This window comes from Pseudomonas sp. TWR1-1-4 (assembly GCF_049897165.1).
Lineage (GTDB): Bacteria > Pseudomonadota > Gammaproteobacteria > Pseudomonadales > Pseudomonadaceae > Aquipseudomonas > Aquipseudomonas canadensis.
Window position 1 is genome coordinate 754,467 of record NZ_JAFCVS010000004.1, and the last position, 12,831, is coordinate 767,297.

The 12,831-nt window shown below is 59.9% G+C and carries 13 protein-coding genes; 3 read left to right on the forward strand and 10 right to left on the reverse strand.

The genetic code is table 11. The features are described from left to right. Positions 1–153 precede the first annotated feature (153 nt). On the reverse strand, positions 154–2,781 hold the full coding sequence (gene ppc, locus ACP7C6_RS15690) for a phosphoenolpyruvate carboxylase (RefSeq protein WP_426108963.1): 2,628 nt from the start codon (positions 2,779–2,781) through the stop codon (positions 154–156). A 185-nt stretch (positions 2,782–2,966) separates the two neighbouring features. Between ppc and ACP7C6_RS15695 the strand changes: the two genes are divergently transcribed. The 3 genes from ACP7C6_RS15695 to ACP7C6_RS15705 all read left to right on the forward strand — a co-directional run bounded on the left by ACP7C6_RS15695 (position 2,967) and on the right by ACP7C6_RS15705 (position 4,851). Continuing rightward, positions 2,967–3,311, forward strand: a complete 345-nt coding sequence (locus ACP7C6_RS15695) for a hypothetical protein (protein ID WP_028619125.1) — start codon at positions 2,967–2,969, stop codon at positions 3,309–3,311. Between the two features lie 273 nt (positions 3,312–3,584). Further along, complete coding sequence (locus tag ACP7C6_RS15700) at positions 3,585–4,010, forward strand: DUF4398 domain-containing protein (protein ID WP_028619124.1); 426 nt, start codon at positions 3,585–3,587, stop codon at positions 4,008–4,010. Between the two features lie 55 nt (positions 4,011–4,065). Beyond that, positions 4,066–4,851: an OmpA family protein gene (locus ACP7C6_RS15705; RefSeq protein ID WP_028619123.1), complete on the forward strand. Its 786-nt coding sequence runs from the start codon at positions 4,066–4,068 to the stop codon at positions 4,849–4,851. Between the two features lie 29 nt (positions 4,852–4,880). Here ACP7C6_RS15705 and ACP7C6_RS15710 read toward each other — a convergent pair whose 3' ends face one another. From ACP7C6_RS15710 to prfB, 9 genes are all read right to left on the reverse strand, one after another. Then, complete coding sequence (locus ACP7C6_RS15710) at positions 4,881–5,069, reverse strand: hypothetical protein (RefSeq protein WP_426108964.1); 189 nt, start codon at positions 5,067–5,069, stop codon at positions 4,881–4,883. A 191-nt stretch (positions 5,070–5,260) separates the two neighbouring features. Further along, positions 5,261–5,581: a hypothetical protein gene (locus tag ACP7C6_RS15715; RefSeq protein WP_134743146.1), complete on the reverse strand. Its 321-nt coding sequence runs from the start codon at positions 5,579–5,581 to the stop codon at positions 5,261–5,263. Between the two features lie 167 nt (positions 5,582–5,748). Continuing rightward, complete coding sequence (locus ACP7C6_RS15720) at positions 5,749–6,075, reverse strand: hypothetical protein (protein ID WP_017738324.1); 327 nt, start codon at positions 6,073–6,075, stop codon at positions 5,749–5,751. Further along, positions 6,072–6,977, reverse strand: a complete 906-nt coding sequence (locus ACP7C6_RS15725; protein ID WP_236321119.1) for an alpha/beta hydrolase — start codon at positions 6,975–6,977, stop codon at positions 6,072–6,074. The genes ACP7C6_RS15720 and ACP7C6_RS15725 overlap by 4 nt, the downstream gene beginning before the upstream one ends. 156 nt (positions 6,978–7,133) lie before the next feature. Continuing rightward, on the reverse strand, positions 7,134–8,411 hold the full coding sequence (locus ACP7C6_RS15730) for a flavohemoglobin expression-modulating QEGLA motif protein (RefSeq protein ID WP_028619119.1): 1,278 nt from the start codon (positions 8,409–8,411) through the stop codon (positions 7,134–7,136). A gap of 21 nt (positions 8,412–8,432) precedes the next feature. Then, positions 8,433–8,981, reverse strand: coding sequence for a hypothetical protein (locus ACP7C6_RS15735; protein WP_426108965.1), 549 nt, complete (start codon positions 8,979–8,981; stop codon positions 8,433–8,435). Positions 8,982–8,997: 16 nt separating this feature from the next. Beyond that, positions 8,998–9,714, reverse strand: a complete 717-nt coding sequence (locus tag ACP7C6_RS15740; protein ID WP_016979842.1) for a TetR/AcrR family transcriptional regulator — start codon at positions 9,712–9,714, stop codon at positions 8,998–9,000. Positions 9,715–9,820: 106 nt separating this feature from the next. After that, the gene (gene lysS / locus ACP7C6_RS15745; RefSeq protein ID WP_028619117.1) at positions 9,821–11,320 is read right to left on the reverse strand and encodes a lysine--tRNA ligase; all 1,500 of its coding nucleotides are present in this window, start codon (positions 11,318–11,320) and stop codon (positions 9,821–9,823) included. Between the two features lie 93 nt (positions 11,321–11,413). Next, a protein-coding gene (prfB, locus tag ACP7C6_RS15750; RefSeq protein WP_100215725.1) for a peptide chain release factor 2 occupies positions 11,414–12,509 on the reverse strand; the annotation gives its coding sequence in 2 pieces (ribosomal slippage) (positions 11,414–12,436 and positions 12,438–12,509; 1,095 coding nt in all). Positions 12,510–12,831: the final 322 nt, after the last annotated feature.

The following is a 12,831-nucleotide window of genomic DNA, read 5'->3' on the forward strand; positions in this document are numbered from 1 at the left end:
CACACAAGCCGCCAAAAGTCGCAGGAACCCGCGCAGGGCATGCGTCATAGGTAGGGTGTGCCTGAGTGCAACCCGGCCCCATAAACACCGGCCGCCCGTTTCAGGGCGGCCGCCGTGGTTTACCTGCAAGCTATTGAGAACACGCAAAAAACCCTAGCCAGTGTTACGCAAACCGGCGGCAATACCGGCCACGGAGACCAGCAGCGCCTGTTCCAGAGGGCTGTCCTGCGCCGCTTCCTGCTGGCGTGAACGCGCCAGCAACTCGGCCTGTAGCAAGTGCAAGGGGTCAAGGTAGGTGTTGCGCAGGCGGATGAACTCCAGGGTGTCCGGGCTATGGGCCAGCAGTTGCGACTGCCCGGTCAGGCCAAGCACCACGTTGCACGCCTGCGACAATAGGTCGCGCAGATGCGCACCCAATGGCAGCAGGTCCGGCTGAACCAGCCGCTCGTCATACAGGCGAGCGATATCGGCATCCGCCTTGGCCAGCACCATTTCCAGCATATCGATACGGGTGCGGAAAAATGGCCACTGTTCACGCATCTGCCCCAGCAACTCGCCTTCGCCGCGCTCCAGGGCCTTGCTCAACGCTGCTTCCCAACCCAGCCAGGCCGGCAGCATCAGGCGGGTCTGGGTCCAGCCGAAGATCCACGGGATCGCGCGCAGGCTTTCAATCCCGCCCGCCCGGCGTTTGGCCGGGCGACTGCCCAGGGGCAAGCGACCCAGTTCCTGTTCCGGCGTGGACTGACGGAAATACTCGACGAACTGCGGATTTTCCCGCACCACAGCGCGGTAAGCGCTGACACCATCTGCCGCCAATTCATCCATCAAATGGCGCCAGGCTGGCTCCGGCGGCGGCGGTGGCAACAGCGTCGCCTCCAACACGGCAGCCAGGTAAAGGTTGAGGTTCTGCTCGGCGATATCCGGCAGGCCGAACTTGAAGCGGATCATCTCGCCCTGTTCGGTGGTGCGGAACCGCCCCGCCACCGAACCCGGCGGTTGCGACAGGATCGCCGCGTGAGCCGGGCCACCGCCACGGCCCACGGTGCCACCGCGACCGTGGAACAACAGCAGTTCCACTTGTTGCTCACGGCAGATATCCACCAGGCGCTCCTGCGCCCGGTACTGCGCCCAGGCAGCGGCGGTGGTGCCGGCGTCCTTGGCCGAGTCCGAGTAGCCGATCATCACTTCCTGCGGCCCCTGCAAACGCGCGCGATAGCCCGGCAGCAGCAACAGTTGCTCGATCACCGGGCCGGCGTTATCCAGGTCAGCCAGTGTTTCGAACAATGGCACCACGCGCATCGGCCGTTGCACGCCCGACTCTTTAAGCAGCAGTTGCACGGCCAAAACGTCCGAGGCAGCGCCGGCCATGGAGATGACATACGAGCCCAACGATGCAGCCGGTGCGGCGGCGACTTCCTTACAGGTGTTGAGTACCTCGGCAGTGTCCGCCGACGGTTTGAAATAGCCCGGCAACAGCGGTCGACGGTTGGCCAACTCCTTCATCAGGAAGCTGATACGCATCTCTTCGTTCCAGTCCTCGTAACGGCCCAGGCCGAGGTAGTCGGTGATTTCGGTCATGGCGGCCGAATGGCGACTGGAATCCTGACGCACGTCCAACCGCACCAGGAACAGCCCGAAGGTCACCGCCCGACGCAGGCAATCGAGCAAAGGCCCATCGGCGATCACGCCCATGCCGCATTCGTGCAGTGACTGGTAGCACAGCTCCAGCGGCTCCAGCAGGTCGCGGTTGTTCTGCAACACCTCGGCCGGCGCCGGGGTGCTGCTGCTCAACGCGGTGTGCGCCCATTGGCGCGTGGCGCGCAGGCGTTCGCGCAGTTGCTTGAGCAAAGCGCGATAAGGCTCGACGCTATCACCGACCTTGGCCTGCAACGCCGGGCTGGCGTGTTGCATCGACAGCTCAGAGGCCAGGTGATCGATATCGCGCAGGTACAAATCGGCGGCCATCCAGCGCGCCAACAGCAACACTTCGCGGGTGACCGGTGCCGTGACGTTCGGGTTGCCGTCACGGTCGCCGCCCATCCACGACGCAAAGCGGATCGGTGCGGCCTCCAGGGGCAAGCGCAAACCGGTGGCGGCGTGCAGCGCCTGGTCAGCCTTGCGCAGATAGTTGGGGATCGCGTGCCACAGCGAATGCTCGATCACCGCAAAGCCCCATTTGGCTTCGTCCACGGGCGTAGGTCGAGTGCGGCGGATTTCTTCGGTGTGCCAGGCTTCGGCGATCAAGCGTTGCAAGCGTTGGCGGATCTGCTCGCGCTCTGCGGTGGTGAGGTCGCGGTGATCCTGGGCCGCCAGTTGGGCGGCGATGGCATCGTATTTCTGGATCAGGGTACGGCGCGCCACTTCGGTGGGGTGGGCGGTGAGGACCAGTTCGATCTCCAGGCGCCCCAACTGGCGGGCCAGGGATTCGTTGCTGTGGCCTTCGCCTTGCAGGCGCGCCAGCAACTCGGGCAATACACGGGATTCGAACGGTGCCGGCTGCGACTCATCACGCCGGTGGATCAGTTGGTACTGCTCGGCAATGTTGGCCAGATTCAGGAACTGATTGAAGGCGCGGGCCACCGGCAGCAGTTCGTTTTCCTGCAACTGGTTCAGGCTGGTGCTCAGTTCATCGCCAGCTCCGCGCCGGTCAGCCTTGGCGCCTTTGCGGATCTGCTCGATCTTGTCGAGGAAATCATCGCCGTACTGCTCTCGAATGGTGTTGCCCAACAGCTCACCCAGCAGGTGAACATCCTCACGCAAGCGTGCATCGATATCACTCATCAGCCAATCTCCAGCCAGAAATCCGGGACGCGCAGGTTTGCCAGAGTGCCGCCAGCATCGATTTATGACAAGACTTTAAACCTTGTGAGTTGCAGCTAGTCTCAAGGTTAAGTCGTTGCGTTTATCCGCGCAGGCGACTGGACACTCATCACCGCCTGCTAAAAGCGGGCTTCATTGAGGTTGCCATGAAAATTCGAGAACTGGCCCAGCATTGGGAAGAGAACGCCAAGGGTCGCTTGACCAAGACCGAGTACGCCATCCACCTGGATATGGAGTCCGCCGCGCGGCTGGCGGCCATCACCGAGATGTACCCCAAACGCCACCCCGAAGAATTGCTCGGTGAGTTGATCGGCGCCGCCCTGGAAGAGCTGGAAGCCAGCTTCCCCTATATCAAGGGCCAGCAGGTGATTGCCACCGATGAAGAAGGCGATCCGCTGTACGAGGACGTCGGCCCCACCCCACGCTTTCTGACGCTGTCGCGCCGCTACCTGCATGATCTGTCCGCCAGCAGCGACGAACAGAAACACTGACAAACCCGTACCAACCCTCTTTATTCCGGGCTCCATACGGGCCCGGCGTACCACTGCGCAACGCAGAAGTTCCAACGCATTTACGCTGACCGATCAGTCAGATATTTTTTTAGGCAAATCGCCATCTTCTCTGAACTTTTGAAAAAAGCCTCCGGTCACAGCCAGTAAGCCATCACTTGGAACGGTCGTTTTAAAGGGCAATTTGCGCATCAGTGCCAGGCCCGCCGCCGCAGACCAGTGACATGGATTTTGATGTTTTTCAGGAGTTATCCAATGGAGTTGAAGACGATGAAGACCAGCACTGCCAAATCCTCGTTTAACCACCTGCGCGGGCTCAAATTGGCCGCGTTGGCAATCGGCACCAGCTTCGTTCTGGCGGGCTGCGCCGGCAACCCTCCGACCGAGCAGTACGCGGTGACCCAGTCCGCAGTGAACAGCGCTGTCAGCGCCGGCGGTACTGAGTACGCGGCTGTGGAAATGAAGTCGGCCCAGGACAAGCTAAAAGAAGCCGAAATTGCCATGCATGACAAGAACTACGACAAAGCTCGCCAGTTGGCTGAACAAGCCGAGTGGGACGCTCGCGTCGCGGAACGCAAGGCTCAGGCTGCCAAGGCCCAACAGGCTGTGAAGGACTCCCAGAAAGCCGTTGAAGAGCTGCGTAAGGAAGGCATGCGTCCAGCTGCTATCCAGCAGAAGTAAGACGCTTCCTGTGACTGCAACGCACCTGATATCGAATTGAAAGGACGACACGACTATGCGTAAACAATTGATGATCCCTGCCCTGCTGGCGATGAGCGTTGCCCTGGCGGCCTGTTCCACCCCGCCTAACGCGAACCTGGAAAATGCACGGACCAACTTCTCCTCCCTGCAGACCAACCCGCAAGCCACCAAGCTCGCGGCCCTGGAAACCAAAGACGCCAGCGAATGGCTGGACAAGGCTGACAAGGCCTACCGCGATAAGGAAGACGAGAAGAAAGTCGACCAACTGGCTTACCTGACCAACCAGCGCGTTGAAGTGGCCAAAGACACCATCGTGCTGCGTGAATCCGAAGCCAAGCTGAAAAACGCTGGCGACGAACGTGCCCGTGCCTTGCTGGATGCGCGCGATGCGCAAATCAAGCAACTGCAGGACAGCCTGAACGCCAAGCAGACCGATCGCGGTACCTTGGTAACTTTCGGTGACGTGCTGTTCGCCACCAACAAGTCCGACCTGAAATCCAGCGGCCTGGTGAACATCACCAAGCTGGCCCAGTTCCTGCGCGACAACCCGGACCGTAAGGTAATCGTCGAAGGCTACACCGACAGCACCGGTTCCGATTCGTACAACCAGAGCCTGTCCGAGCGTCGTGCCGCTTCGGTACAACGCGCACTGGCTCAACAAGGCGTGGACATCTCGCGCATCGTGACCCAGGGTTACGGCAAGGAATACCCGGTTGCCGACAACGGCAGCGCCTCGGGTCGTGCCATGAACCGCCGTGTGGAAGTGACCATTTCCAACGACAACCAACCGGTCAAGCCACGGTCTTCCGTCGCTAACTGATTGATTGGTACTGGATAAGAAAACCCACCTCACGGTGGGTTTTTTTTCGGCTCATCAAACTGAATGGTGCGATTCGTGTCTACGGCGGGCATTTCAATCTTCGCCCCCGCCTTTTCATCCATTTGTTGATCGCGCTTGTACCTGCGAGCAGCTTCCTGTTCCAGCGCTACATGTTGCCTTGCCATGACCAACATGTTTTCCAATACAGGAATATGCATTTTCATCCTCGACCCAATCTTTGTAGGTTTCCACATTTTATGTGGCATTTAAGTCGAACCGGTTCCAGACATTTCCATTTCAGTTGCATGACATGCGGCCCCCTGCATTACGCCCCCCACGTCATTACAGGCTGAATAGCTGATTCAGCACGAAAAAAAAGCCCTGAAAGGCGCTTTTTGAGAGGTGCCGTTCAACCGCCGACTTTGCCGGAGCCCTGGGTCTCCGGCATTTGGATCTGGCCCTGGCCGCGACCTTGGCCATCCTGTGCGCCTTGATTGCCCTGCGCACCTTGATCATTTTTTTGTTTAAGCAGCTTTTCCAGTAGCTTCATCAGTTCGTCGAGCTCACCTGCGCCCTGACCACCTTTAGCACCTTGTGACTGCATATCTTTGATTTTACGTTGGAGGTCCTGGATCTGCTGATCGAGGCCTTGGTTCGATGGGGCACCCCCGCCGACATTTCCGCCACTGCCCATGCTGCCTACACCCGATACTCCGTTTATACCTGCCATATAGGCTCACTCCAGACTAATGAAAAATGGACTGATCAGCATTGCCAATCAGTCCATGGTCTGTGGTGAGCACGCGAGGCTGGTTCCGGCCGGCCGAGCGCCTGACACCCGCTAAATCAAGAATCTGTACGAAAAAGGGTATTTTCCCACACCGGCAAAAACAGCATTCACTGCTGCAATTGCGGGGTTTCTTGACCCATGCATCGCACGGCCTGCTTCTTGTTGTTCACCAGCACTCCACTGAGGCCTTTCTGCTCGGTATCGAACATCACCAGCACGCCATCCACGCATTGCGCCACTTGCGCGGCCGGCGTCAGGGAGATCTTGTAGTCCTCGCCTGGCACCGTCTTGAGCATAGTGAAATCGCTGAGCAACAGAGCATCTTCCGGCTTGGCGAAGTGCAGGTAACCGTAGAACCACAGGCAACCGACGGTGCCGATGATGGTGCCGATGCCGGTGAGGATCAGCGGGATCATGTTGCGTTCTTCGCTCATTGCGGGCTCTCTGATGAATCAACTTTAGGAATGGGGTAGTTCGGAATCTCGCCCAGGCGGCGTAAGCCGTTGAAGTGTTGCGGGTCGTCCAGATAGCGCAGCATTACGGTTTGCCAGGTCTTGTCGGCAAAGGTCTGCACATGCCCGCCCCGGGTCAACTGCAACACCCGTGGCGGCGGTGCGGCCTGGTACAGACGGATACCATTGGCCATTGGCACGATCGGGTCGTCCAGGCTGTGGAACAACAGCTTCGGCAAGCCCATCAGTTTCGGCATGGCATAGATTGCGCTGTCGCCGTCCGGCACCAGCCAGGACAGAGGCACCTGAAACGGCCATGTTAACCAGGAAGTGCTCAAGGCAAATTGTCCTACGTCACGATAACTGGCGGGCACACCGTCCAGCACCAGGGCCTTGAGCTGGGATTGGCGCTCCGGATGGGCAGCCAGGTAATGCACCGCCAACGCCCCGCCCAGGCTTTGACCGAGGACTATCAGCGGCTGGCCCTGGGTTTCAGGCGCCTTGTCGATCCAACTGAACGCCGCGTCCACATCCTGATAGATCGCGGGCAGCGAGGGTTTGCCTTCCGATAAGCCGTAGCCGCGATAGTCCAGCAGCAGCACTTGGTAGCCCTGCTCGGGCAACCACCAACTGCCGCCCAGGTGCCAGGCCAGGTTGCCGCCGTTACCGTGCAAATGCAGCACCGTGCCCTTGAGCGGCACACCAGGCTTGGCCGGCAACCACCAGGCGTGGAGCTTCACGCCGTCGGCGGTGGTCAAGGTGACGTCGCGATATTGCAGATGGGCTTTTTCCGGCGTGAATGGCAGGCCGGGTTCGGGGTAGAACAGCAGTGAGCTGCAGCCGTTCAATGTGAGTAGCAGGCAAAGAATGCCGAGGATTCTCATCCGTTGAAGCCTCGCTATTATTCGAAATTTTAAATCTTTCAGAGATTCAAATGTGGGAGCGGGCTTGCTCGCGAAAGCCGTGTATCAGTCAACTTATGTATATCTGATGTACCGCTTTCGCGAGCAAGCCCGCTCCCACAGGTCGATCCGGTTTCGTCAAAGGATATTCGAGTAATCCGCCTCGATCCGATCCAGGCTCAAGTGGTTGAGGAAGTTGGAGAAGCACATCCATGCCGCCAGCGCGTTCATATCGCGGAACTGCTCCGGCAGGTACTTGGGCGGCACCACCAGGCCTTCGTCCACCAGTTGGCGCAGGGTACGCATGTCTTCCAGGGTGGTCTTGCCGCAGAACAGCAGCGGCACTTGTTCCAGCTTGCCTTTGCGCACGGCGAGCTGGATGTAGTTGTAGACCATGATAAAGCCCTTGAGGTAGGACAGATCCTTGGTAAACGGCAGACCGGTCGGCACCGAGCCACGGAATACGCGACTGGCATTGCCGTAGCTTTCGGCCATCTCAAAGCCTTGTTCGCGGAAGAACTCGAACACCTGCAGGAAGTCGGCGCCCTCTTCCACCATATGGATGGCGCGGGTGCGGTTGGTCAGCTTGCGCAGGCGGCTCGGGTAGGAGGCGAAGGTGATGATTTCCATCAGGATCGCCAGGCCTTCCTGGGTCACGGTTGACGAAGGCGGGCCTTTGGACAGGAAGGTGCAGATCGGCTGGTTCTGGCCATTGAGCGTGGTGCCGACATGCACCAGGCCTTCATGCACTTCCAGGGCGCGCACGTCGCGGTCGTTGAACATCGCGTCGGCGCGGATCTTGATGTAGTCGGCACCCGCCGCGGCGTCGGCGACGATACCGTCGGACTCGAACACGCGGATGGTCTCTTCGGCCTCGCCAAACACTTTGTTCAGGCGGGTTTGCAGCAGGGCCACGGCGTCCTTGGCGGTGAGGGTCTTGGCCTCATCCTTCAAGTCGCCACGGCCATCGATGTTATTCAGGTAGTCCGAAAGCATCAGCCCCAAGTCAGCCAGGGTCGGGTCGCCAGCGTGGAACGCATCGGACGCGGCGCCGTAGAGCTCCTGGGAAATCAGGCCGAAATCCTCGGTGCCGCGCGCTTCGAGCATGCGCACCACCATGCGGTATTCCTTGCACATGCGGCGCATGATCTGCCCCACCGGGCTGAACTGGCCGAGGCGACGGGTGATGTCGCGCTCGATGTTCTGGAACTCCAGCTTCACTGCGCTGGAATCGAACGCCAGCGGTCGGTTGAGGTAGTAGTCGCGGCTCACCGCCGGCATTTCCTTGCCCTTTGCCTTGAGAAATCCCTGACGAATGTTCTCGTCCCACTTCACGGCGTCGAGGACGCGAATCGGTGTTTGCGCCAGCACAATGCGATCAGACAAGGTGCGTATCGTCTGCTGGTAATCGTCCACCCGGTGCTTCCTCTTTAAACGTTATTTGCCCGCACGCTGGTAGCGCACGGCTTCCACGAATACATCGGCGTTGGCCGGGTCATCCAGGTAGGCAAACACCTGGTCCAAGGGGCTGTCCACCAACACGCCAGCACCTTCGACAGTTTCCACGGTATTGCCGTGCAACGCCTTTTGGTCCATGGCTTGATGGATCTGCTCCAGGTCGAGGTTGTAGACCACCAATTCATGCTTTTCGTTGATTTCGAAACCCGCCAGGATGAAGTTCCCGCCTAGTTTGGCCGATAGCGGCGCCGACAAGTACCAGCGGCTGCCATGGCGCGAAACGCTGAACAGATACTCGTCACGCTGGCCGGGCTTGGCTGTAGGGTAGCTCACCGCTTTGTACCGGTGCTCACCAACGGCGGTGATGTGCAGGTTGAGCGGCTCGCCCCAGGCGTTTTTGCTCGACCATTGGCCCAGCAGTGCCTGCGGCGCGGCGTCATGGGCCGGCAGCGGGTCCTTGAAGGTCACCAGGCAACCACTCAGCAGCAGGAGCGACAAGCCGATTACAACCACACGCCAGGTTTTCATTGGACATTCCCCGGTGTCAGACCGAGGCCAACACCAAATGCATGTAACGCTTGAGGATCTCAAGCATCTCTTCACCGGTCAGAGGCTCTGCGCCGCCCAGCAGGCCCTGATATTCCATCCGACTGATTATCGCCGTCAACACTTTGGCATCCTGTTGCGGCTCGCGGGAGCCCAGCACCTGAAAAAACTGCCCGGTGCCCTGCAACAGAATCTGCTGGTGGGAACGTACCAACTCGGCCAGACGCGGATTGAGCAATGCTTCCTGGCGGAACGCCTGCTCGGCCATCAGGTGCTCACGACGGTTGGTCAGCTGGCGCAAGACGTAATCGGCGGTCAGCCGCGCAATGTCATCGGCCAGTTGCGAACGTGACTGCGGGCTGCCATCGCCATAGGCGACCATCTCGCGCAGCAGGCCTTCGTTGCGCACCCACAGCTTGCCCATGAACGCAGCGCTGCGCTCGACGTATTGGGCGAAGGTATCGGTGAGCAGGTCATCGATGTCCTTGAAATAGTAGGTGGTGGCCGACAACGGCACCCCCGCCTCCGCCGCCACCGCGCGATGGCGCACAGCCCGCACGCCATCACGCACCACAATGCGCATGGCTGCATCGAGAATGTCTTGTCTGCGTTGCTCGCTACCCCGACGACTGGCCTTGCGGCCCTGGTACTGGACGCTTTCAGCCACGGCAGCGGCAATGCCGGCGGCGCCTTCTTGAGCGGTTACGCGGTTCACGACTCACATCCTTGAATAGATCAAAACCTGGCGCTGTTTGCTTGACGCTTAATAACGCCCCATAAAAAAGCCGCCTTATAAAAGGCGGCTTCGGATTTCGCTTCGGTTACGCTTGTGGCCGCATGTGCGGGAACAAGATCACGTCGCGGATCGACGGCGAGTTGGTCAACAGCATCACCAGACGGTCAATGCCGATCCCTTCACCGGCCGTCGGCGGCATGCCGTACTCCAGGGCGCGGACGAAGTCAGCGTCGTAGTGCATGGCTTCGTCGTCACCGGCGTCCTTGTCGGCCACCTGGGCCATGAAGCGCTCGGCCTGGTCTTCCGCGTCGTTAAGCTCGGAGTAGGCATTGGCGATTTCGCGGCCACCGATGAACAGCTCGAAACGATCGGTGACGTTCGGGTTGTCATCGTTGCGACGGGCCAGCGGCGACACTTCGAACGGGTACTGGGTAATGAAGTGCGGCTGTTCCAGCTTGTGCTCGACCAGCTCTTCGAAAATCATCACCTGCAATTTGCCCAGGCCTTCGAAGCCCAGCACCTTGGCGCCGGCTTTCTTGGCGATGGCACGGGCCTTGTCGATATCGTTCAGGTCGTCGGCGGTCAGCTCAGGGTTGTACTTGAGGATCGAGTCGAACACCGACAGACGCACGAACGGCTCGCCGAAGTGGAACACCTTGTCGCCGTACGGCACGTCGGTGCTGCCCAGGACCAACTGCGCCAGTTCGCGGAACAGTTCTTCGGTCAGGTCCATGTTGTCTTCGTAGTCGGCGTAGGCCTGATAGAACTCCAACATGGTGAATTCTGGGTTGTGACGGGTCGAAACGCCTTCGTTACGGAAGTTGCGGTTGATCTCGAACACTTTTTCGAAGCCGCCAACAACAAGACGCTTGAGGTACAGCTCCGGCGCGATACGCAGGAACATTTCCATGTCCAGCGCGTTGTGGTGGGTTTCGAACGGCTTGGCTGCGGCACCACCGGGGATGGTCTGCAGCATCGGGGTTTCCACTTCCAGGAAGTCACGCTGCATCAGGAAGGTACGGATGTGCGCGATCACTTGCGAGCGCACACGGAAGGTGTGGCGCACGTCTTCGTTGACGATCAGGTCAACGTAGCGCTGGCGGTAGCGTTGTTCGGTGTCGGTCAGGCCGTGGTGCTTGTCCGGCAGCGGGCGCAGCGACTTGGTCAGCAGGCGCACGTTGGTCATTTCCACATACAGGTCGCCCTTGCCGGAGCGGGCCAGGGTGCCTTCGGCCGCGATGATGTCGCCCATGTCCCAGGTTTTCACCGAGGCCAGGGTTTCTTCCGGCAAGGTCTTGCGGTTGACGTAGACCTGGATGCGACCGGTCATGTCCTGGATCACCATGAACGAGCCACGGTTGAGCATGATGCGACCTGCCACCTTGACCGGGATCGCAGCCTCTGCCAGCTCTTCCTTGGTCTTGTCCGCGTACTGCTTCTGCAAGGCATCGCAGTAGTTTTCGCGGCGGAAGTCGTTGGGGAAGGCATTGCCCTTGGCGCGCTCGGCAGCAAGCTTTTCCTTGCGCAGGGCGATCAGGGAGTTTTCTTCCTGTTGCAGGGCCTGGTCGAGTTGTTGGTCGCTCATGTCTTTAAATATTCCATCGGGTTCGTTGTCCCAGGCTCAGGCCGGGGATCGCCGGCAAGCCGGCTCCTACAGGGATCGCGGTTTGTCAGCGTATTACAGGCCGGACTTCAGGCTGGCTTCCAGGTATTCGTCGATATCGCCGTCGAGTACCTTGTCACAGTCACTGCGTTCGATGTTAGTGCGCAGATCCTTGATCCGCGACGCATCGAGCACATAAGAGCGGATCTGGTGACCCCAGCCGATATCCGACTTGGTGTCTTCCAGCGCTTGGGACGCGGCGTTGCGTTTCTGCATTTCCTGCTCGTACAACTTGGCCCGCAGCATTTTCATGGCGGTGTCCTTGTTGGCGTGCTGGGAACGTTCGTTCTGGCAGCTGACCACGGTGTTGGTCGGTACGTGGGTGATACGTACGGCCGAGTCGGTGGTGTTTACGTGCTGACCACCGGCACCGGAGGAGCGGTAGGTGTCGATGCGCAGGTCGGCCGGGTTGATCTCGATTTCCACCTTGTCGTCGATCTCTGGCGAGACGAAAACGGCGGAGAACGAGGTGTGGCGACGGTTGCCGGAGTCGAACGGGCTCTTGCGTACCAGGCGGTGCACGCCGATCTCGGTGCGCAGCCAGCCAAAAGCGTATTCGCCCTTGATGTGCACGGTTGCGCCCTTGATACCGGCGACTTCACCGGCGGACAGCTCCATGATGGTCGCTTCGAAACCGCGCTTGTCGGCCCAGCGCAGGTACATGCGCAGCAGGATGTTTGCCCAGTCCTGGGCCTCGGTGCCGCCGGAACCGGCCTGGATATCCAGGTAGGCGTTGTTCGGGTCCATCTCGTGGCTGAACATGCGACGGAATTCGAGTTTGGCGAGGTTTTCCTCGAGGCGGGCCAACTCGGCGACGACATCGCCCACTGCGCCTTCGTCGTTTTCTTCGACGGCCATGTCCAGCAGGTCGCGGCAATCGGCCAGACCGGTGTTCAGTTCATCGAGGGTATCGACGATCTGCGCCAGCGCAGCGCGCTCGCGGCCCAGTTCCTGGGCGTATTCAGGTTTGTTCCAGACAGCAGGATCTTCAAGCTCGCGATTGACTTCGGTCAGACGCTCATGCTTTTGATCGTAGTCAAAGATACCCCCGAATAGTTTCGGAGCGCTCGGACAGGTCCTTGATGGTGTTAAGGATCGGGTTGATTTCCATGGCGGGCAGCACTCGTTGGCGAACTTTTGAAAGCCGGCGAGTATAACGGGAAATGGGGGGGAGCGGCAGTCCGCTGGGCGAAAAGGGTTGGGGTTGGTGGGGGGCATATCCGTTATTTAGGTAACGGCCACTTAGGGTTCCGCCCTTACGGCGGGTCACTTTCGAAAAGCCGGAATGCCGGCCCAGTCGAAAGTAACCAAAGCGCTCTTGCCCCAACACTCGGCACCTCGCCTAGGCTCGGTGTGCCCGTAATCCGACAGTGATTTGGGGGGCCGCCGCCACGCGCCATCCATGGCGCGGGGCGGCTAAACCGGCATCCCTG

Bases quoted from the DNA above. Each gene is read 5' to 3' on its own strand.
- lysS (WP_028619117.1), bottom strand. From the start codon at position 11,320: ATGAGCGACCAACAACTCGACCAGGCCCTGCAACAGGAAGAAAACTCC.
- ACP7C6_RS15715 (WP_134743146.1), bottom strand. From the start codon at position 5,581: ATGGCAGGTATAAACGGAGTATCGGGTGTAGGCAGCATGGGCAGTGGC.
- ACP7C6_RS15700 (WP_028619124.1), top strand. From the start codon at position 3,585: ATGGAGTTGAAGACGATGAAGACCAGCACTGCCAAATCCTCGTTTAAC.
- ACP7C6_RS15735 (WP_426108965.1), bottom strand. From the start codon at position 8,981: ATGAAAACCTGGCGTGTGGTTGTAATCGGCTTGTCGCTCCTGCTGCTG.
- ppc (WP_426108963.1), bottom strand. From the start codon at position 2,781: ATGAGTGATATCGATGCACGCTTGCGTGAGGATGTTCACCTGCTGGGT.
- ACP7C6_RS15720 (WP_017738324.1), bottom strand. From the start codon at position 6,075: ATGAGCGAAGAACGCAACATGATCCCGCTGATCCTCACCGGCATCGGC.
- ACP7C6_RS15705 (WP_028619123.1), top strand. From the start codon at position 4,066: ATGCGTAAACAATTGATGATCCCTGCCCTGCTGGCGATGAGCGTTGCC.
- ACP7C6_RS15725 (WP_236321119.1), bottom strand. From the start codon at position 6,977: ATGAGAATCCTCGGCATTCTTTGCCTGCTACTCACATTGAACGGCTGC.
- ACP7C6_RS15710 (WP_426108964.1), bottom strand. From the start codon at position 5,069: ATGCATATTCCTGTATTGGAAAACATGTTGGTCATGGCAAGGCAACAT.
- ACP7C6_RS15695 (WP_028619125.1), top strand. From the start codon at position 2,967: ATGAAAATTCGAGAACTGGCCCAGCATTGGGAAGAGAACGCCAAGGGT.